Here is a 19,192-nt window from a genome sequence, read left to right on the forward strand (position 1 = left end):
CAGGGCATGCGCGGTACATGCCCCAGCATATTGGGCCGAGGGTTCGGTCGCGGCAATGACAGATATCACAGAGCCAAGGGTCGCGAGTATAAGGGGGCGTGGTGCCTAAGGCCCTACTCCGGCTACGCTATATTTTCTATATCTGCGTCGGTGAGGTTGCCGGGCACGACGGTGATCGGGATGCGCAGTTTGCCGATCGCCTTGCCGGTCAGGCTGGAAATGAGCGGCCCCGGCCCCTTGGCACCCGTCGCCGCCCCCAGCACCAGAATCGAGATAGTCGGCTCTTCGGCGATGAGCTTCATCACCTCTTCCTGCCGTTCGCCCTCGCGGAAATAGAGGATCGGAAAATTGCCGGACAGCTTTTGCACTTCGCCCGCCATCTTCTGCATTGTGGCTTCGGCCTGCTGGCGGGCTTCGTCGCGGATCAGGTTCGAGACGCCGACCCATTCCTGATAGTCGGTGGGCTCCATGACATAGCACATGGCGACCCGACCGCCCGATTTCTGGGCGCGCCGGCAGGCATAACGCAGCGCCACCTTCAGTTCGGGCGATTCGTCGACAACGACCAGGAAGACGCGTCCCAATGTCGGCTTCTGCTCGGCTGCGTCCGTCATCCCATCACTCCCTTCACCCAGTTCCCGGCCCGATCAGCGGCGGCGGAAGGCAAGATGCGCCATCCAGCCTGCGAACAAGGCCACGAGCACGGCAATGACACCATAGGAAGAACTATGCCGATGCGCAAAGTCGTAAATATCGGCACCGAAACCGACCTTGCTGATGACCAAGGGCGTCGTCTGCGCGCCCACCACCTTCTGGTCGCGCACGAGATAGACTTCGGCCAGGTAGGTGCCGGTGGGCACGGTCGACGGCACGCGCAAGTTCACGCGGAACAGGCGGTCGCCGATGAAGAGGATGCGTGCCGGCAGATCGGAAAAGAGGCCGTTGCGCTGCTTGGCGCGGACCAGCGCCTCGGTGAAGGTCTTGACGTCCGTATCATCTGGCGAGACCGGCACCATGCGGACATTGCCGATGCCCATCTGGTAGTAGCTGCGCTGATCTTCCGGCAACAGTTCTTCCAGCGGCTTCGACGCGGCCAACATGTAGACGGCGGGAACGTTTTGGAAGCTCAGCCCCTTGCGGTTGATCCAGATGCCGCCCACGCGCTCCTTGCGCAGTACATCGACATCGCTGGTGGGGCCGCGCACCACGACGATGACATCGCCTGGCCCGTCCGTCGTTCCAAACAGCAGCACGTCGGCACCGGCAAAGCCTGTCGTGATGGCGATGAGATGGTCGTCGAGATCGGCGATGAGCGGCGCCTGGGCCACGGCCGGGCGAAGTCCCGCGAGTCCAAGCAGGGCCAGGGCAAGAATGAGGCCCAGTGATTTCAACGCCTGAAATCCAAAAAGCTGCAACCTCAATGTCCACCCCCGGCAATGACGATGGAATAGAGATCGTGCGGATGGGCAACGAGCTGATAGAGCAGCCCGCCGGCGGTCACCAGGATGACCAGGGCCATGAGGAAGCGCAATTGTTCGCCCGGCAGCTTGGCGCCGAGCCGACCGCCGATCTGGGCACCCACCACGCCGCCGATGGTGAGGATCAGCGCCAGCAGAATGTCGACGGTCTGGTTGGTGTTGGCCTGCCAGAAGGTGACCCAGGCCTGAACGAAGATGATCTGGAAAAGCGACGTGCCGATGACGGCACCGGTCGCCATGCCGAGCAGATAGATCATGGCCGGGACCAGCAGGAAGGCGCCGCCGACACCCATGATCGCCGACATGATGCCGACGATGAAGCCGATCAAGGCCGGCAGCAGCGCGCTGATATAGAGGCGCGACTTGCGGAACCGCATCTTCAGGGGCAGCCCTTGCGCCCAATTGTGCTGGTGCAGCTTTTTGGGTGCCATGGAGCGGCGCACGCGGCGCAGTGCCCGGATCGATTCCACCGCCATCATGATGCCGATGCCGGACAGGGTAATCACATAGGCGATGGCGATCACGAGGTCGATCTGCCCCAGCGTCTTCAACAAGGTGAAGAGCAGAACACCGATACTTGAGCCCAGCATGCCGCCGACCAGCATCACGGCGCCCATTTTCACATCGACATTGCCGCGCGCCCAATGCGCCAGCACGCCGGAGACCGAGGAGGCGACAACCTGATTCGACTGGGTAGCGACGGCGACTGCCGGCGGCACGCCGACAAAAATGAGGAGCGGCGTGAGGAGGAAACCACCGCCGACGCCGAACAGTCCGGAAAGGACGCCGACCCCGGCACCGAGCCCCAAAAGCAGGAAGACGTTGAGCGCAACCTCGGCGATCGGCAGATAGATCTGCAGACCCAGAAACCAGTCGAGGATGGCTGTCGCCCAGGTCACCTATTGTCCCTTCATGGACGGGAGCGTGACCGAAAGGCTGATCTATCTACGCCGCCGCCGCTTGGCTTGCTTGGAAACGCCGCGCGACTCGGGGCTTTGCAGCGTTCCGGTCACTCTAAATCACAGCGATTCCGAGGGAAAGTGACGGATCGTACAAATCCGTCTGGACCAACAAATTCCCGCGCCCGGCAGCGGCCGCCGGGCCAGGGGCTGATTTTCCGGTCGCCGCTACTTCTGCAGGATGTCGGTGATCTCTTCCAGCTGGGCGCGGGCGCGCAGCAGATAGAAACCTTGCTCGGCAAGGTGGTTGGGTTGCGCCAGGGAGGCGGGCCGGCCGTTGATGACGATCCAGGGCTCGAGTGCCGCGCCCTCCATCATGGAGCCGACCATGCGGTCCCAGATATTGCTTGCGCCCTTTTCGGCGAGCACGGATTTGAAATCCTGCCCCAGGGCCCGCAGCAGCAGGCCATAAGCGTAGAGCTCGCCCTTGTTGCGATAGAAGATGTCGTCGGCGTTGAGATCGAACCAGGCACCGGATTGCTCGTCGATCTCCTTGTCGATGTCGTTCGATGCGGCGCCGAGGTCTTTGCCGATCCGATCCAGCGTCGACAGGAGATTGTCAGCCCGGCGCTCGAACACGGCATCGCCCCGGGTCAGGCGCCCGTTGAAGTCGTTCAGCGCCTTGATGGCATCATTGTAATAGCTTTCCGACGGTTTCATCGGCGCCCAGGAACGGCTGAGGTCGATGTACCAGATGTCCGGTTGGTTGTTGAGGTAGGCGGCCGCATCCTGCAGCGCACGGTCCGTGCTGCTGGTGCCGCGGGCACGGCCGATCTGATCGCGGAACTCCGTCACCACGCGCTGCAGCGCCTGGATTTCGCCGGATTGGAAGTTCGGCATGTTGTCGAGAATGGCGCCGGGGAAGAACCAGGGCGAATTGGCGGGCCACGTCGTCCCGTTCACTTCGCGATCGAGAAGGGCCGAAGCCATAGCCACGGTCTGGCTCGCCTCTGGCGGAATGGCCGGCGGCCGGAAGTTCGGATCGTCGTTGATCTTGTGGGAGATGAAGGCGCCCACCGGGTAATAAAGCAGCAGGATCGCCAGCAAGGCGCCGCCACCCCATTTCGCCCCGGAAAGCCACCGGGAACCACCCGTTTCCGACCCCGAATCATCATCGAGATCGGCACTGGTTCGGCTGGGCCAGCTCGGGAGGAATCGGCGCCAGCCGGTCTTGGCTTGCGGCTCCAGATCGAAATCGTCGCTCATCGGCTTAAATCTTCCCGGACTGGCTGGCTGACTGGCTTCTGGGAGGGAAATAAGCAATCTCGGCCGGCAAAACAATGACTCCGGCGTCGCAGCTGACTTTTAGGCCGACAGGAACCCGACGGCGTGCTCGATTTCCTTGAGGATCGGCTCGGAAATGGCGCGGGCCTTGGCGGCCCCCTTGGCGAGGACCGCGTCGACCTCGTCCGGATGGGCGAGGAGGCGCTTCATTTCCGACCCGATCGGCCCCAGGACCGAAACGGCAAGATCGGTCAGATCGCGCTTGAAGGCGGAGAACTCCTTGCCGGCATTGGCGGCGATGACAGCGCCGATTTCCTGGTCCGAAAGGGCCGCGTAAATCGCCAGGAGGTTATAAGCCTCGGGCCGCTTGGCCTCTTCCTCGGCCTTCACATGGCCCTTTTCATCGAGCACATCGGCGCCCGGCAGAGGTTCGGGGTCGGTCTTCGCTTTCCGCAGCTTCAGGGCGATCGTGTCCGCATCGTCGGTCATGTTGATGCGGGCATAGTCGCTGGGATCGGACTTCGACATCTTTTTGCTGCCGTCGCGCAAGGACATGACGCGCGCCGCCGGACCGCCGATGACGGGATTCGGCGTCACCAGGCACTCGACCCCGAAATCATTGTTGAACTTCTGCGCGATGTCGCGCGCCAGCTCCAGATGCTGCTTCTGATCCTCGCCCACCGGCACATGGGTGGCGCGATAGGCCAGAATGTCGGCCGCCATCAGCACCGGGTAGGTGTAGAGACCGACCGAGGCGTTTTCACGATCCTTCCCGGCCTTTTCCTTGAACTGGGTCATGCGGTTGAGCCAGCCCACACGTGCGACGCAGTTGAGGATCCAGGCGAGCTGGGCGTGCACCCGGTTCTGGCTTTGGGCGAAGATGATCGAATGGCCGACATCGATCCCCGAGGCCATGAAGGCGGCGGTCACTTCGCGCGTGTTCTTGGTCAGTTCCTTGGGATCCTGAAACAGGGTGATCGCATGCATGTCGACGACGCAGAAGATGCACTCGAACTCCTTCTGCATGCGCACCCAGTTGCGGACCGCGCCCAGATAATTGCCCAGATGCAACGTGTGGGTCGGCTGAACGCCGGAGAAAATGCGGCCCTTCATGATCCTAAACTTCCTCGCAACGGTGATCGGCCCGGTTTATGGCCGCTAAAAGCCCGATCCGCAATGGGTTTCCCCGGCGGATTCCCATGCCGGCGGTATTGAAAAGCGCCCGCTTTGTCCTAAATTCTCAGCCATCCGCGACACGCGGACACGAATTCTTAGAACGGGGAGTGAACAGATGGTCGACAGACCCAATTTTGGCCGCACAATCCAGCGCGGCTACGCCCAGGCCCAATCGGCCGAGATCGATGCCGGCCTCCGCGCCCACATGCAGAAGGTCTATGCCTATATGGCGGGTGGCCTCGGCATCACCGGTGGTGTCGCCTACGGTGTCTATCGCAGCGCTGAATTCGCACCTGCCCTGTTCGAGGGCATCATCCGCAACAACCTCATTCTCATGCTGGTGGCGCTTGGTGTCGCCTTCTTCATGAGCTTCCGCATCCATGCCATCCAGGTCGGCACCGCCAAGGCGCTGTTCTGGACCTACGCCTTTATCCTTGGCTTGGGCCTGGCGCCGATCTTCATGGTCTATACCGGTGAATCCATCGCCCGGACCTTCTTCATCTCGGCAGGCACTTTCGCCGCGATGAGCCTTTGGGGTTACACGACCAAGCGTGACCTCACCGGCATGGGCAATTTCCTCATCATGGGCCTCTTCGGCATCATCCTGGCCTCGGTCGTGAACATCTTCCTCGGCTCCAGCGGCCTGGGCTTTGCGATTTCGGTCCTGGGCGTCCTGATCTTCACCGGCCTTACCGCCTACGACACCCAGAAGATCAAGGAAATGTATTGGGATGCCGATGGCGCCGATATCGCTGCCAAGAAGTCGATCATGGGTGCCTTCACACTCTATCTCGACTTCATCAACCTGTTCCTGATGCTGCTGCGCTTCGTCGGCGACCGCCGTTAAGCAACCGATCTACTGAGTTCATCCAACCAACGGCGGCATCCTTCGTGATGCCGCCGCTTCTTTTTGTGCCGATCCTAGAATGAAAATTAGATCGGTCCTTTTCATTGCGAACCAAACGCAGTAAGACTCGCTGTTAAGGCGGCAGCGGTGACCCCCTGAGGTGACCGGACACGACCGCCACGGGAACAGGGAGTGCGGCGATCTTGGTGGCAAACGCGTCCGAGAAGGCCTTCGACGTCGAATTTCGTTCGGTCGTCAAACATTTCGCCGACGTCAAGGCGGTCGATGACGTCAGCTTCGGCCTCAAGCGAGGCTCGTTCCATTCCTTCCTCGGCCCATCGGGTTGCGGCAAGACCACGTCCTTGCGCCTCATCGCCGGGTTCGAGCAGCCCGACAGCGGTAGCGTGGAGATCGCCGGTCAATCGGTCGTCGGCGTCCCGGCGCACAAGCGGCCGGTCAACATGGTTTTCCAGCACTACGCCCTGTTCCCGCACATGGATGTGGCAGCCAATGTCGGCTACGGCCTGCGGCAGCGGCAGCCCCGCCCCGACAAGGCCGAGATCGACAAGCGTGTCGCCGAGGCACTGGAGCTGGTGCGCCTGCCGCACCTCGGCAAACGGCGCATTTGGGAATTGTCGGGCGGCCAGCAGCAGCGCGTCGCCTTGGCCCGCGCCCTCATCAACCGGCCGACCGTTCTGCTGCTCGACGAGCCGCTGGCGGCCCTCGATCGCAAGCTGCGCCGCGAGATGCAGATCGAACTGCAGAACCTGCAGCGCGAAGTCGGCATCACCTTCGTCCTGGTGACGCACGACCAGGAAGAGGCCCTCTCCATGTCCGACACGATCGGCATCATGAAGGACGGCAAGATCGTCCAGTTCGGCTCGCCCGAGGACCTTTATGATGCGCCGGTCAATCGCTATGTCGCGGATTTCGTCGGCGAATCGAACTTCTTCAGCGGCGCGGTTGCCAGCTGCGACGAAAGCGGTGCCGCCATCACGACGGCGAGCGGACTGACCTTGCGGGCACCGCTCAGCAAGCTGGGCAGCAGATTGCAACCGGGTGCACGCGGCACCATCGCGGTGCGGCCGGAAGTGATCGGCCTGTGGCCGGCCAATGCTGCCCCAGCGGGGCTCGACGTCGCGCGTCCGGCCCGACTGCTCAACCGCATCTATCTTGGGGACCACAGCGAATTCCAGGTCGAAGCTGAAGGATTGGGCGCCGTTCTGGTGCGCCTGCCCAAGCAGGCCACGGAAAGCCGTTCGCTGGAACCTGGTGATGCCGTCATCATGGGCTGGGACCAGACCAAGGCCTTGGCGCTCGCCGAGATCTGACAGTTAATTCAAAGGCTGCTTCCGCCGGCGGTGACGGCGGCAGCCAAAGACAACGACAAGCGCCGCCACAAACAGGTTTGGCACAACGTCATAGGGAGAGTGCAATGACCGATCCACGCAAGGAATTCATGGCCCAACTGCGGCGCTATCAGATGGGCTCCATCTCACGCCGTCATTTCCTCGGCGTCACCGGCCTCGGCACGGCGATGGCCGTCATGGCCTCGGCGGTTCCGGGCCTGCGCCCACGCCCGGCATATGCGGGCAATATCGGCGACAAGGTGTCGTTGGCGACGTGGCCCAACTATCATGATCCCAAGGATTTCGAGAAGTTCAAGGAACTGACCGGCGCCGATGTCGAAGTCAGCGTGTTCGGCTCGAACGAGGAATTCCTCGCCAAGCTGCAGGCCGGCGGCACCGGCTGGGACGTGTTCGTTCCCACCAATTACACCGTGTCGACCCATGCCGACCTCGGCCTGATCGAGCCCTTGGATCTTGCGAAGATCCCCAACTACGACATCGCGGCACAGGATGCCCGCCTCATCGGCGAGGGCACGGTGAAGGGGACAGTCTACGGCGCCGCCAAGGACTGGGGCACGACCGGCTTTGCCGTCAACACCGCGAAGGTCAAAGAGAACCCGACCACCTGGAAGGAATTCTGGGATTTGACGCGCAGCACCTATAGCGGTCGCGTCACCGTCCATGACTACCAGCTGACCACCATCGGCAATGCGCTCAAATATTTCGGCTATTCGTTCAATTCGAACGACGAGAAGGAATTGGCCGACGCCGAGAAGCTGTTGCTCGATTCGAAGCCGCATCTCTTCGCCATCACGTCCGACTACCAGCCCGCTTTCCGCAACGGCGACGCCTGGCTCGGCATTTGCTGGACCGGCGACGGCAAGCAGCTGCATCGCGACCTGCCCGAGATCATCTATGTCCTGGGCAAGGAGGGCGGCGAGATCTGGACCGATTTCTACGCCGTGCCGAAATCCGCGCCGAACCGCGAAGGCGGCTATGCGCTCATCAACTTCCTGCTCGACCCGGCCGTCAATGCGACGGAAGTCCAGTTCCACGGGCAGCCTTCGACCGACAGCCGCACCAACAAGCTGCTGCCGCCGGAACTGCTCAACGATCCGATCATGTATCCGGCAGCGGACCTGCTCTCGCCGCTGGAATTCGGGTCGGCGGCCACTTTCACCAACCCGGCGCGCGCTGAAATCCTGGCGCGCTTCAAGGCCGCGTAACTGAACGCCAACTGGAATCGACGGCACATGGCACGGGCAAGAAAATGGGACTGGACGGCAATTCTTCTGATGTCGCCTTCCTTCGCCATTTTTCTTGCCCTGCTGGTGCTGCCGATCGTCGTTGTTTTGGTCCTGAGCTTCGGTGAGCGCGCCGACGCCGGGGGCTATGAGCCCGCCTTTACCTTGGCCCAGTATGCCAACCTGCCGGCGCGCTGGGCGGCCTTCCGCAACACACTGTCACTGGCGCCGACCGGCACGATCCTGTGTCTCCTCGCCGCCTATCCGCTGGCCTATTTCCTGGCCGTGAAGGCGAGCCGACGCAGCAAGCTGCTGCTGCTCATCCTCGTCATCGTGCCGTTCTGGACCAGCTTTCTCATCCGCACCTATGCCTGGATCTTCATTCTGGGGGGCAAGGGTATTCCCGCTTTGCTCGATTGGGCCGGCATACCGGATGTGAGGCTGATCAACACGCCCTTCGCCGTGCTGCTCGGCATCGTCTATGCCTATCTGCCGCTGATGGTGTTCCCGATTTTCGTGAGCCTTGAGAAGCTCGACAAGCGCCTCCTCGAAGCGTCGGAAGATCTTGGTGCCTCGCCCTGGGCCACCTTCCGTCAGGTGACGCTGCCGCTTTCGGCGCCCGGCGTTGCCACCGGCTGCATGCTGGTTTTCATCCTGCTGATGGGCGAGTATCTGATCCCGGCCCTGCTTGGCGGCGGCAAGGTCTTCTTCATCGGCAATGCGCTGGTCGATCTGTTCCTGCAATCGCGCAACTGGCCGTTCGGCTCGGCCGTTGCCGTGAGCCTCGTCGCCATCATGCTGATCACGGTGACACTCTATTTGCGCCTGACCCTCAACCGTCGCGGCTTCCGCGACCAATCCTTGGTCTAGAGGGGTCGGTACGCCATGCGGCTCTACGCGCTCTGCGTCTACATCTTTCTCTACACGCCCCTTGCCATCATCGCGCTGTTCAGCTTCAGCGCCGGGAGGAGTGCCAGCGATTTCCACGGCTTCTCGCTGCAATGGTACGAGACCGCCTTGAATAATCGGCTGGTCAAGGAAGCGTTGATGAATTCGCTGCTGGTCGCTTTTACCTCATCGGCGCTGGCGACGATCTTTGGCACGGCAGCCGCGTTGATGCTGCCGCGCGTCAAGGGTGCGGCGCGAATCCTCTTCGACGGCCTCACCTATGTCGCCATCATGGTGCCCGGCATCGTCATCGGCATCTCGACCTTGATTGCTCTGGTCACCGCCTTCAACGTCATCAACCCGCAGATCCTCGCCTTCTGGCCGGGCGATCCGGCGACGGCGCCGCAACTGGGTCTCGGCTTCGGCTCGCTCATCTGCGCGCATTCGCTGTTCGCCATGGCGCTCATCATCGTCATCGTGCGCGCGCGACTGATGGGCATGGACCGCAGCCTGATCGAAGCGTCGATGGATCTTTATGCTGATCCGTGGGGGACTTTCCGGCAGATCACTTTTCCGCAGATCTTGCCCGCCATTCTCGCGGGCTTTCTGCTGTCCTTCACCTTCAGCCTCGACGATTACGTCATTGCGTCCTTCGTGGCCGGAAGCCGCGTTACCCTGCCGATCTATGTCTTCGCCTCGATCCGCCGCGGTGTCACGCCGGAGATCAACGCCATCGGTACGGCGGTGTTGGTGGTTTCCCTGATCATGCTGATCGGATCGCAGTTCCTGCTGCGCCGTGGCCAGAATCCCGCGAACTGACCTTCGCGTCCGGATACGCCGATGCATCGCGACGATGCGCGCCGTGCATTGGTCAATCAGACCGGCGCGGTCTATAAAAGCGCCTGGAAATGGCATCCGAGAATGCCGACGCAAAACCGGGGGAACTTCATGTACACGCTCTATTGGTCACACAATTCGGCATCCATCGCCGCGCATTATTGCCTGGAAGAGGCCGGTGCCGCCTATGATGTCGTTCTTGTCGACATGGCGAAGAATGCGCACAAGGGCGCAGACTTTCTGAAGATCAACCCGGCCGGCAAACTGCCGGCCATGAAGCTTCCTGACGGCAGCGTCATCAGCGAATGCGCCGCGATCTCGCTGCTGATCGCCGATCGTTTCCCGAAATCGGGCTTGGCCCCGGCGGCGGACGATCCCAAGCGTGGGCCATTCCTGATGTGGCTCTTCCACCTCAACAACACGCTGCAGCCGGCAATGCTGCGCTATTACTATCCCGACCGCATCACGACCGAAGCCGGCGGCATTGCCGGTGTCCAGGAGAAGGCAAAGGAAGAAATCGCCGCCCTCTGGTCGCGCGTCGATGCGCATCTGGCCAAGAGCGGTCCCTATCTGCTCGGCGATCAATTTTCCGCCGCCGATGCACTCCTTTACATGCTTTCCACCTGGCAGGAATGCTGCCCGGATCTCTACAAGCGCTTCCCCAGCGTGCGGCGTCTTGCTGAAAAGGTCCGTGCGCGTCCGGCCATCGCCCGCGTCGCCGAGATGAACGATGTGGGGCCGGTCGCTGCGTGACCGACCCGCGCGCCGTCCTCGATTTCTGGTTCTCCGCCCGATCGCAGCCGCTTTGGTTCGAGAAGGACCGCGCCTTCGACGAAGAGATCCGGCACCGCTTCGGCGCGGCCGTACATGAAGCGCAGATGGGTGGCTTTGAAGGCTGGAGCGAGAGCCCGACCGGGTGCCTCGCCCTCCTCATCCTGCTCGATCAGATGTCGCGCAATATATATAGGGACGAAGCCAAGGCGTTCCTGGGCGATGTGCGCGCCCGAGCCGTTGCCGAGAAAGCGATTGCCCGTGGCTTCGATCGCACCTTTCCCTTCCAACAGCGGCGCTTCTTCTATCTGCCCTTCGAGCATGCCGAGGAATTGGCCATCCAAGATCGCTCGATCGAACTATTCACGCGGCTGCGCGACGAAACGGATGGGCCCGATCGGGAAGATGCGGAGGAGCAGCTCGACTATGCCCACCGTCACCGCGACATCATCAAGCGCTTCGGCCGCTATCCACATCGCAACGGCGCGCTCGGCCGAACCTCGACCGAGGACGAAATCGACTTTCTGAAAGGTCCGGGGAGCTCGTTCTAAGAGCCAACCGGTGGCGCCGGCACGCGGGCGATGATCTTGCGCCGGATCGCCTTGGGCCGTTCCAGCAGCTTGGTCTGGCCGTCCGGGCTTGCGACATAGAGCCGCGTCAATTCGAGGAGGCTGTCCGCATCGGTCGCCGGCTCGATTTCGGCCAGCATATAGGTGGCCTTGCCGGGCGCCGCGAGAGCGACGCTCAAAGGCCTCGCGCAGTTCGACATGCAGGCGATGCCGGCCACCGCGACATCGTCCGGCAAGCCCGCACGGTCGAGTTCATCCACGAAGCCCGCGCCGAGCGGCGCTTCGCCAGCGCGCTTGCAGGTGGTGCAGATGAAGAGTGTGTGGCGCGCGGCCATGTGGGCTCCGGTCCGGTGAGGCAGCGCAAGTTCGGGCCCAAGCTGGCAATTTTCAAGCTCTTTCTGTAGATTGCCGGCCGGATCCACCCGCTTGATGAGCCCATGATGCGTCGCCTGCTGCTTTCGACCGCTGCCCTTCTGATCGTTTCGGCACCGATCTATCTGAGCGTTCCGGCCCAGGCCGATTACGCGGCGGCCGAGGCGGCGCTGCAGTCGGGGAATGTCGCCGGGGCGGTGCCTCTGCTGGCTGAGGAAGCCAAGCTCGGCAATCCGGTCGCAGCCTTCAATTTGGGAAAGATCTATGAGGACGGCGCCATCGGCGCCCCGGATTTTCAACAGGCCGCCACCTATTACCGCATCGCCGCCGAGATCGACACGGCGCCGCGCTATAACGGCGCTGCCCTGGGCGCCCAGGGACCGCAGCTCATTTCCGCCGCCCAGATGTACGGCCAGTATGCGCTCGGTCGGCTCTATGAAACCGGCCGCGGCGTGCCGCAGGACTATCAAGAAGCCGTGGGCTGGTACACGCGGTCGGCCGATCTCGGCAACATCAAGGCGATGCTGAAGCTGGCGATCGTTCATCGTGAAGGCCTGCCCGGCATCAACCCCGACCTTGCCGCCTCAACGACCTGGCTGCAGCGTGCCGCCGAAGCGGGCTCCATTCCCGGCGCCCTGGAACTGGGCCGTGCCTATCAAAGCGGTCTCGGCATCGTGCCCAATGGGCAGGAAGCCTTGAAGTGGCTGGAGATCGCGGTTGCCGGCGGCAGCATCGGCGCCGAATACAATATTGGTACGCTCTATCGGAACGGTGTCGGCGGACAGCCGGATTTCGTCCGTGCCGTCGAGCATTTCGAACGCGGCGCCAATGGGAAGGACGCGGCCTCCATGATGGCCCTGGGCGATCTTTATGCCAGCGGCCAAGGGGTTCCCGCCGACAAGGTGCAGGCCTACACTTGGTACAGTCTCGCTGCCGATCGGGGTGTCGCCGACGGTTCGGCCAAGGCAGCGGCCCTTGCCCAGTCGATGACGCCACAGGAACTCGCCTCGGCCCAGACCCTCCACGACAATTGGCAGCCGAAGGCCAAGGAACAATCCGTGCCGGGCGCTGCTGAACCCGCACCGGCACCGGTCGCAGCGCCCATGCCTGCAACGGCCATGCCGGAACCAGCGGCGACCGATCCGGCTGCAGCACCCGCCGCCACGGCGGCGCCGGACCTGCCGCCCTTGTTCGAGGAATCTGCGCCTAGTGCGCCGGCAACAGCACCGGTCGCACAACCCGCTACGGATCAGCCGGCACTGGTCGTGACACCCGCTCCGGTCACGCAAGACCCGGCCACGCAGCCGGTTCTGGTTGCCCCAGGATTGGAGACAACACCGGCAGCGACTGCCCCCGCGGCGGCAACACCGCAACCGCTGCCCAAATCGACGCCATCAACGTTGCCGCAGGATCCGCTGGTGCCGGTGATTCCCGGTGCGCCGCAACCCGGTGCCAAGCCGTTCGTACCGACGCCGTGACGGCAACCCGGCGCGGCATCATGGCCATGCGGCGCTGTGCGAAACATCACACAAACGTCAGCGGCAGCAGACCGCCGGATGCTTTATCTGCTATAGGCGGCGCGATTTGACGCAATGAGGGTCGGCCGAGGCCGCGATGATCGCTGGCTGCGGATCCGACCGATATCATCCAAGGAGTGAGAAAGATGGGGCGTTGGTGGAATGCGGACCGTATGGGTTCTTTCGGTCTGGCCTGCAAGACTTCGCTGGCGGCTGGCAGCGTCGTAGCTCTGCTTCTGGTCGCGGCTTGTGGCGACAAGGAAGAACAGGCGGCCGGCGGGCAGTCGAACAGCACCGAAACCGCAGCCCCCGCTGCTGCCATCGATGCGGCGAAGGCCCCGATCATCCAGAAGGCGATCGATGATTACCTGCTGCTGGCCGAAGGGCCGGAAGCGACCCGCATCCTGCGGCATGGCGCCGTCAAGGTAACACCCGGCACCGATGCGTTCGACGTCTCGATCGAGGGCGTCACCCTGGGCACGGCCGACGATACGAAGCTCGATATCGGTACGGTTTCCTACAAGCTGACGCCCAAGGGCGACGACGCCTATATCGCCAGCGATCTCCGCCACGCCAATGTCATTACCGCCAAGGACAAGAACAATGCGGCGGTGGGATCGCTGGCCGTCACGACCAAATCCTTTACCGGTGAATGGTCCAGCAGCCTGGAAACCTTCCTGTCGTTCGACTGGCAGGCGACCGATCTCTCCGCCAAGGACGACAAGCCCGAAGGCGGCAACGTTGCCGCCAAGACGCTGAACGTCACTCTCAGCAGCACCGACAAGGGCGGCGGTCTCTTCGATCAGAACGGCAAGCTGCAATTGACCGGCTTCAGCGCGCTGGACAATACCGGCGGCACGCTCAACATCGGCGAGCTCAACTTCACCGGCATCATGAGCGCCGTGAAGCTCAAGGAATATGTCGCCAAGACGCGCGAAATGCAGACCTTGATGGCCGAAATCGCCGAAGCGGCGGCCAAGGCGCAGGCGAATGCCGAAGGACAGCAGGGCGATGCGACGGCGGCACCGACCGAGGCTTCCGGCATGTCGCCGGAACAGGCCACCAAATTCGGGACCCTCATCAAGGGCGTCTCGGGCCTGCTCGGCGGCGTCAAGTACGACATCACTGTCAATGATGCCGGCTTCAAGGAGAAGGATGGCAGCGAGCCCTTCCGCCTCGGCCAGGGCGGCTTGACCATGGCCTTCGACGGGCTCGACAAGGAAAAGGCCGTCGTCAATCTGGGCATCTCCCACGACAAGCTCTCCATCAACGACCCGGAACTGACCGCCGATCCGCTCTTTACGAAGTTGCTGCCGGCATCCGGCAAGCTCGACCTCAACCTCAGCGAGGTTCCCTCGAAGGAGCTGTGGCAGCTGATCGGCGACAACTTCCCGAACCTCGTCGCGGCCGACGCCGCGCACTCCGACGCCGCTGCCGGCATCATGTTCATCGCCATGCAGCAATTGCTGCAGAAGGCGCCGATGAAGCTCACCGTCGCGCCGTCGGGCCTCAATTCAGAGGTGCTGCAGCTCGATGCCACGGGCAATTTCGACGTCAAGCCGGATGCCACTCTGGGTCTGGTCGGTGCGCTCGATGTCGGGCTGCATGGGCTCGATGAGGCGCTCAACCTGGTCAAGGAAGCAGCGCAGAGCTCACCCAACGCGGCCCAGATCATGGGTGGCCTGTCGATGATCCAGTCGATGGCCAAGCGCGAAACCGGCGGCGACGGCAAGCCCGTCGACAAGCTGAAGCTGGAGGTCGATGCCGCCGGCGATGCCAAGGTCAACGGCATGTCGCTCTCCGGCATGTAATCGAAGATGTGAACGCTTTATTCATCTTCGCGATGCTAAACCGCGTCGGTCAGCAATGACCGGCGCGGTTTCTTTTTGGTGCGCGTCGCAGACGCGGATGAGGTCCATGCGATGCACTGCGTGACGTTCAAACTGTTGCCGCGATGACTCAGTCCGGACGAAATCTGTGGTCGCTTGGACACGCGCGAATCACTTCTCGGTGGATAAGCGCAAAAAAATATGTTGTGATATGCGAGACATGCATATTGACCGAGTCGCGATTTCAGCAACGACCGATGTGTTGGTCGCATCCATGAGTGATGACGGGCCACTCCCCGCCTATCGCGCGATGCAGCGTGGCGGTCGCTTGCACCATGATCCGGCGCAGGAGCTCGCAGCCGAGAAGCTGCAGTCGCTCTACAATGCGCTCAATGACTATCGCCCCGAAGCCGACAATAGCGGCGCGCTCCGTTCCTGGGCTGCGCGCCTGGGCCTCGCACGTCGCCGCGATGAAGAAGCACCGCAAGGCCTCTACCTCTATGGCGGGGTCGGTCGCGGCAAATCGATGCTGATGGATCTCTTCTTCGCCCATGTTCAGGTGGAGAAGAAGCGCCGGGTCCATTTTCATGCCTTCATGCTGGAAGTGCACGACCAGCTGCATAAGTGGCGGCAGGAGAAACCCAAGCAGGTCGACCTCATTCCCGCTTTGGCCGAGAAGCTCGCCGCCGAGGTGACGCTGATCTGTTTCGACGAATTCCATGTCACCAACATCGCCGACGCGATGATCCTGGGGCGGCTCTTCAGTGCCCTGTTCGAGCGCGGCGTGGTCATGGTGGCGACGTCGAACTGGGCGCCGGACGATCTCTACAAGGGTGGCCTGCAGCGCGACCAGTTCCTGCCCTTCATCGCCCTCCTCAAGGAGAAGCTCGACGTGCTCGAGCTCGATGGCGGGCGCGATTACCGGATGGCGCGGCTCAAGGATATGAGCGTCTATCACTATCCGCTGACGGACCTCAGCGCCCGACAGATGCGCGATGCCTTCGCCCGCATGACCGACAACGAGCCGCCGATCGCAGCCCATCTCACGGTCCAGGGCCGTCGCCTCGATATTCTGCGCCAGGTTGCCAATGCCCACGGCCGGGTCGCCTGGTTCGACTTTGACGAGCTGTGCGCCAAGCCCCTCGGCGCCGCCGACTATCTCGCCATCGCCACGCATTATGACGTCGTGCTGCTGGACGGCGTGCCGACGCTCAACGCCGATCGACGCAACGAAGCCCGGCGTTTCATGACGCTGATCGATGAACTCTACGAACATAAGGTGACGACGATCATCGCCGCCGCCGACAAACCGGAACGTCTTTATCCCGCCGGCGACGGCGCGTTCGAATTCGAACGCACGGTGAGCCGGCTCAACGAAATGCAGTCGGTCGACTATCTGACGCGACCGCATTTGACGTGAGGTGAGGGAGAATTTTCGCGCGAAGAGTTAATGCCTCTTGCCCTTGTGGCAAATTCAGGTTATTAACTCAACATCTAGAGGAGTGCGCTTAAAGCGCAGGTGCATTGCCTAAAGCGAATCGTGGCAATGCGTAAGGGACATCAGGATTACAGAATGGCACGGAATAAGATAGCCCTCATTGGTGCGGGTCAGATCGGCGGCACGTTGGCACTGCTCGCTGGCCTCAAGGAACTCGGTGACATCGTTCTTTTCGACGTTGTCGATGGCGTTCCCCAGGGCAAGGCACTCGACATCGCGGAAGCCTCGCCGGTCGAAGGTTTCGACGCCAATTATGCTGGCGCGTCCGATTATAAGGCGATCAAGGGCGCCGACGTCGTCATCGTCACCGCCGGCATCCCGCGCAAGCCGGGCATGAGCCGCGACGATCTCATCGCCACCAACGCAAAGGTGATGGAATCGGTCGGCAAGGGCATCAAGAAATATGCCCCGAAGGCCTTCGTCATCTGCATCACCAATCCGCTCGACGTCATGGTCTATGTCCTGCAGCAGGCGTCCGGCCTGCCGGAGAACCGGGTCGTCGGCATGGCTGGCGTGCTCGATTCTGCGCGCTTCCGTTATTTCCTGTCCGAGGAATTCAAGGTCTCGGTCGAAGACGTGACTGCCTTCGTGCTGGGTGGTCATGGCGACACGATGGTGCCGCTGGTCCGCTATTCCACGATCGCCGGCATTCCGCTGCCGGATCTGGTGAAGAAGGGCTGGACCACGCAGGCCAAGCTCGACCAGATCGTCCAGCGCACCCGCGATGGCGGCGCTGAAATCGTCAATCTTCTGAAGACGGGTTCCGCTTTCTATGCGCCGGCGGCTTCCGCCATCGCGATGGCCGAATCCTATCTCAAGGACAAGAAACGCGTGCTTCCCTGCGCGGCCTATTTGTCGGGCCAGTACGGGGTGAAGGGACTCTATGTCGGCGTGCCGGTCGTGATCGGCGCGGGCGGGGTAGAGAGAGTGGTCGAGATCGACCTCAACAAGGCTGAAAAAGCCATGTTCGACAAGTCGGTCACGGCCGTAAGGGGCCTCATCGATGTGGTGAGGAAGCTTCAAAGAGGAGAGAAGCAATGAAGAAGACCATCGAACTGGCGGCCAAGAAGGTTGCCAAGAAGGCTGCCAAGAAGCCGGCTGCCAAGAAGAAGACCACGAAGAAGGCCGCTGCCAAGAAGCCGGCAGCGAAGAAGACCGCCAAGAAGACCGCCAAGAAGGCCGCGAAGAAGAAGTAACTTCCGGTCTGGTCTTTTTTGACCAAACGGCCTGCGACGGCGACAGTCCTATTGCTTTGCACCGGCGGGTTTCAGTTCAATTGGCTTGAACCCGCCCGGCATGGTGATAGAGTACGATCTGCTGCACCACAGCAAATCGTCGGCTGTCGCTGTCGCCCGCTTTTTTTCTAAGAATTCCTAAAGACTTCCTAGGAATAATCGCGCGGCCCGGTGGCTGCCGAATGACCGCCGGGGTGCAGCCCTTCGCAACGCAGCAAGCGGGTCATCCTGGATGAACATCCATGAATATCAGGCTAAAGCCCTGATCCGGAAGTTTGGCGTCGCCGTTCCAGACGGCCACGTCGCCTATTCCGCCGACGAGGCGGTCGATGCAGCCAAGAAACTGGGCGGTGGTCTCTGTGTCGTGAAGGCGCAGATTCATGCCGGTGGCCGCGGCAAGGCCGGCGGCGTCAAGGTTGCCAAGACCTTGGACGACGTCAAAAGCCTATCGACCTCGATGCTCGGCATGACGCTGGTGACGCACCAGACCGGCCCCGTGGGCAAGGTCGTGAAGCGCGTCTACATCGAAGCCGGCTGCGACATCAAACGCGAACTGTATCTGGGTATGCTGGTTGACCGCGCTACATCGCGCATCACCATCATGGCCTCCGAAGAAGGCGGCATGGAGATCGAAGAGGTCGCCGCCAAGAACCCGGAAAAGATCCTCAAAGTGGCGGTCGACCCGGTGACGGGCGTGCAGGCGTTCCATTGCCGCCAGATCGCTTTCTTCCTGAAGCTCACCGGCAACCAGATCGCATCCGCGACCAAGTTCATCATGGCCCTATACAAGGCCTTCGTCGATCTCGATTGCTCGATCGTCGAGATCAACCCGCTGGTCGTCACCGGTGCCGGCGACGTGCTGGCACTCGATGCCAAGATCAACTTCGACGACAACGCGCTCTTCCGTCACAAGGACGTCGAAGAGCTGCGCGATCCGGATGAAGAAGATCCGGCCGAGCTCGAAGCGGCCAAGCACAGCCTCAACTACATCAAGCTCGACGGGTCGATCGGCTGCATGGTCAACGGCGCCGGCCTTGCCATGGCGACGATGGACATCATCAAGCTCTACGGCGGATCGCCGGCGAACTTCCTCGATGTCGGCGGTGGTGCCACGAAGGAACGCGTCACCGCGGCCTTCAAGATCATCCTTTCCGATCCCAATGTCGAAGGCATCCTGGTCAACATCTTCGGCGGCATCATGCGTTGCGATGTCATCGCCGAGGGTGTCGTCGCCGCCGCGCGTGAGGTCAGCCTCCACGTGCCGCTGGTCGTGCGCCTCGAAGGCACCAATGTCGAATTGGGCAAGAAGATCCTGGCGCAGTCCGGGCTGCCCATCCTGTCCGCCGACAACCTTGCGGATGCGGCCGAAAAGGTCGTCAAGGCCGTGAAGGAGGCTTGA

Annotated in this window: 19 protein-coding genes; 13 read left to right on the forward strand and 6 right to left on the reverse strand. The window is 62.1% G+C overall.

Annotation, left to right across the window (positions count from 1 at the left end):
* Positions 1-122: 122 nt before the first annotated feature.
* The 5 genes from ACE3PP_RS07555 to trpS all read right to left on the reverse strand — a co-directional run bounded on the left by ACE3PP_RS07555 (position 123) and on the right by trpS (position 4,774).
* Entirely contained in the window at positions 123-614 is a 492-nt protein-coding gene (locus ACE3PP_RS07555) for a universal stress protein (RefSeq protein ID WP_374379983.1), read from the reverse strand.
* Positions 615-647: 33 nt separating this feature from the next.
* Positions 648-1,391, reverse strand: a complete 744-nt coding sequence (locus ACE3PP_RS07560; RefSeq protein ID WP_374379985.1) for a TIGR02186 family protein — start codon at positions 1,389-1,391, stop codon at positions 648-650.
* A gap of 26 nt (positions 1,392-1,417) precedes the next feature.
* Positions 1,418-2,338 carry a sulfite exporter TauE/SafE family protein gene (locus ACE3PP_RS07565; RefSeq protein WP_374380469.1) on the reverse strand — a complete coding sequence of 307 codons (921 nt, stop codon included), beginning with the start codon at positions 2,336-2,338 and terminating at the stop codon, positions 1,418-1,420.
* A 267-nt stretch (positions 2,339-2,605) separates the two neighbouring features.
* Positions 2,606-3,643 carry a DUF2333 family protein gene (locus ACE3PP_RS07570; RefSeq protein WP_374379988.1) on the reverse strand — a complete coding sequence of 346 codons (1,038 nt, stop codon included), beginning with the start codon at positions 3,641-3,643 and terminating at the stop codon, positions 2,606-2,608.
* A 99-nt stretch (positions 3,644-3,742) separates the two neighbouring features.
* Positions 3,743-4,774 (reverse strand): tryptophan--tRNA ligase, encoded by a 1,032-nt coding sequence (gene trpS, locus ACE3PP_RS07575; RefSeq protein ID WP_374379990.1) that lies wholly within the window; start codon positions 4,772-4,774, stop codon positions 3,743-3,745.
* Between the two features lie 178 nt (positions 4,775-4,952).
* Here trpS and ACE3PP_RS07580 point away from each other — a divergent pair, with 178 nt between their 5' ends.
* The 7 genes from ACE3PP_RS07580 to ACE3PP_RS07610 all read left to right on the forward strand — a co-directional run bounded on the left by ACE3PP_RS07580 (position 4,953) and on the right by ACE3PP_RS07610 (position 11,324).
* Complete coding sequence (locus ACE3PP_RS07580; protein ID WP_374379992.1) at positions 4,953-5,684, forward strand: Bax inhibitor-1 family protein; 732 nt, start codon at positions 4,953-4,955, stop codon at positions 5,682-5,684.
* 206 nt (positions 5,685-5,890) lie between these two features.
* Positions 5,891-7,015 carry an ABC transporter ATP-binding protein gene (locus tag ACE3PP_RS07585; protein ID WP_374379995.1) on the forward strand — a complete coding sequence of 375 codons (1,125 nt, stop codon included), beginning with the start codon at positions 5,891-5,893 and terminating at the stop codon, positions 7,013-7,015.
* 104 nt (positions 7,016-7,119) lie between these two features.
* A complete protein-coding gene (locus ACE3PP_RS07590) occupies positions 7,120-8,259 on the forward strand; it encodes a PotD/PotF family extracellular solute-binding protein (RefSeq protein ID WP_374379998.1) in 1,140 nt (379 codons plus the stop codon).
* 27 nt (positions 8,260-8,286) lie between these two features.
* Positions 8,287-9,147, forward strand: coding sequence for an ABC transporter permease (locus ACE3PP_RS07595; RefSeq protein WP_374380001.1), 861 nt, complete (start codon positions 8,287-8,289; stop codon positions 9,145-9,147).
* Positions 9,148-9,162: 15 nt separating this feature from the next.
* Positions 9,163-9,984, forward strand: coding sequence for an ABC transporter permease (locus tag ACE3PP_RS07600; RefSeq protein ID WP_374380004.1), 822 nt, complete (start codon positions 9,163-9,165; stop codon positions 9,982-9,984).
* A 21-nt stretch (positions 9,985-10,005) separates the two neighbouring features.
* The gene (locus ACE3PP_RS07605) at positions 10,006-10,755 is read left to right on the forward strand and encodes a glutathione S-transferase family protein (RefSeq protein ID WP_374380007.1); all 750 of its coding nucleotides are present in this window, start codon (positions 10,006-10,008) and stop codon (positions 10,753-10,755) included.
* Complete coding sequence (locus tag ACE3PP_RS07610) at positions 10,752-11,324, forward strand: DUF924 family protein (protein ID WP_374380010.1); 573 nt, start codon at positions 10,752-10,754, stop codon at positions 11,322-11,324. Before ACE3PP_RS07605 ends, ACE3PP_RS07610 begins: the two co-directional genes overlap by 4 nt.
* Here ACE3PP_RS07610 and ACE3PP_RS07615 read toward each other — a convergent pair.
* Complete coding sequence (locus tag ACE3PP_RS07615; RefSeq protein WP_374380013.1) at positions 11,321-11,677, reverse strand: DUF1636 family protein; 357 nt, start codon at positions 11,675-11,677, stop codon at positions 11,321-11,323. The two genes, ACE3PP_RS07610 and ACE3PP_RS07615, sit on opposite strands and share 4 nt — an antisense overlap.
* Positions 11,678-11,779: 102 nt before the next feature.
* Between ACE3PP_RS07615 and ACE3PP_RS07620 the strand changes: the two genes are divergently transcribed.
* From ACE3PP_RS07620 to sucC, 6 genes are all read left to right on the forward strand, one after another.
* A complete protein-coding gene (locus ACE3PP_RS07620; protein ID WP_374380016.1) occupies positions 11,780-13,192 on the forward strand; it encodes a tetratricopeptide repeat protein in 1,413 nt (470 codons plus the stop codon).
* A gap of 185 nt (positions 13,193-13,377) precedes the next feature.
* Positions 13,378-15,042 (forward strand): hypothetical protein, encoded by a 1,665-nt coding sequence (locus ACE3PP_RS07625; RefSeq protein WP_374380019.1) that lies wholly within the window; start codon positions 13,378-13,380, stop codon positions 15,040-15,042.
* A 292-nt stretch (positions 15,043-15,334) separates the two neighbouring features.
* Positions 15,335-16,480: a cell division protein ZapE gene (zapE, locus tag ACE3PP_RS07630; protein WP_374380022.1), complete on the forward strand. Its 1,146-nt coding sequence runs from the start codon at positions 15,335-15,337 to the stop codon at positions 16,478-16,480.
* Between the two features lie 153 nt (positions 16,481-16,633).
* On the forward strand, positions 16,634-17,599 hold the full coding sequence (mdh, locus tag ACE3PP_RS07635) for a malate dehydrogenase (RefSeq protein ID WP_374380025.1): 966 nt from the start codon (positions 16,634-16,636) through the stop codon (positions 17,597-17,599).
* On the forward strand, positions 17,596-17,754 hold the full coding sequence (locus ACE3PP_RS07640; protein WP_374380028.1) for a hypothetical protein: 159 nt from the start codon (positions 17,596-17,598) through the stop codon (positions 17,752-17,754). The genes mdh and ACE3PP_RS07640 overlap by 4 nt, the downstream gene beginning before the upstream one ends.
* Before the next feature lie 271 nt (positions 17,755-18,025).
* Positions 18,026-19,192 (forward strand): ADP-forming succinate--CoA ligase subunit beta, encoded by a 1,167-nt coding sequence (sucC, locus tag ACE3PP_RS07645; protein WP_374380031.1) that lies wholly within the window; start codon positions 18,026-18,028, stop codon positions 19,190-19,192.

This window comes from Dongia sp. (assembly GCF_041910485.1).
Lineage (GTDB): Bacteria > Pseudomonadota > Alphaproteobacteria > Dongiales > Dongiaceae > Dongia.

Bases quoted from the DNA above. Each gene is read 5' to 3' on its own strand.
- ACE3PP_RS07555 (WP_374379983.1), bottom strand. From the start codon at position 614: ATGACGGACGCAGCCGAGCAGAAGCCGACATTGGGACGCGTCTTCCTG.
- ACE3PP_RS07570 (WP_374379988.1), bottom strand. From the start codon at position 3,643: ATGAGCGACGATTTCGATCTGGAGCCGCAAGCCAAGACCGGCTGGCGC.
- trpS (WP_374379990.1), bottom strand. From the start codon at position 4,774: ATGAAGGGCCGCATTTTCTCCGGCGTTCAGCCGACCCACACGTTGCAT.
- ACE3PP_RS07580 (WP_374379992.1), top strand. From the start codon at position 4,953: ATGGTCGACAGACCCAATTTTGGCCGCACAATCCAGCGCGGCTACGCC.
- ACE3PP_RS07590 (WP_374379998.1), top strand. From the start codon at position 7,120: ATGACCGATCCACGCAAGGAATTCATGGCCCAACTGCGGCGCTATCAG.
- ACE3PP_RS07595 (WP_374380001.1), top strand. From the start codon at position 8,287: ATGGCACGGGCAAGAAAATGGGACTGGACGGCAATTCTTCTGATGTCG.
- ACE3PP_RS07600 (WP_374380004.1), top strand. From the start codon at position 9,163: ATGCGGCTCTACGCGCTCTGCGTCTACATCTTTCTCTACACGCCCCTT.
- ACE3PP_RS07605 (WP_374380007.1), top strand. From the start codon at position 10,006: ATGCATCGCGACGATGCGCGCCGTGCATTGGTCAATCAGACCGGCGCG.
- ACE3PP_RS07615 (WP_374380013.1), bottom strand. From the start codon at position 11,677: ATGGCCGCGCGCCACACACTCTTCATCTGCACCACCTGCAAGCGCGCT.
- ACE3PP_RS07620 (WP_374380016.1), top strand. From the start codon at position 11,780: ATGATGCGTCGCCTGCTGCTTTCGACCGCTGCCCTTCTGATCGTTTCG.
- ACE3PP_RS07625 (WP_374380019.1), top strand. From the start codon at position 13,378: ATGGGGCGTTGGTGGAATGCGGACCGTATGGGTTCTTTCGGTCTGGCC.
- zapE (WP_374380022.1), top strand. From the start codon at position 15,335: ATGAGTGATGACGGGCCACTCCCCGCCTATCGCGCGATGCAGCGTGGC.
- mdh (WP_374380025.1), top strand. From the start codon at position 16,634: ATGGCACGGAATAAGATAGCCCTCATTGGTGCGGGTCAGATCGGCGGC.
- ACE3PP_RS07640 (WP_374380028.1), top strand. From the start codon at position 17,596: ATGAAGAAGACCATCGAACTGGCGGCCAAGAAGGTTGCCAAGAAGGCT.
- sucC (WP_374380031.1), top strand. From the start codon at position 18,026: ATGAACATCCATGAATATCAGGCTAAAGCCCTGATCCGGAAGTTTGGC.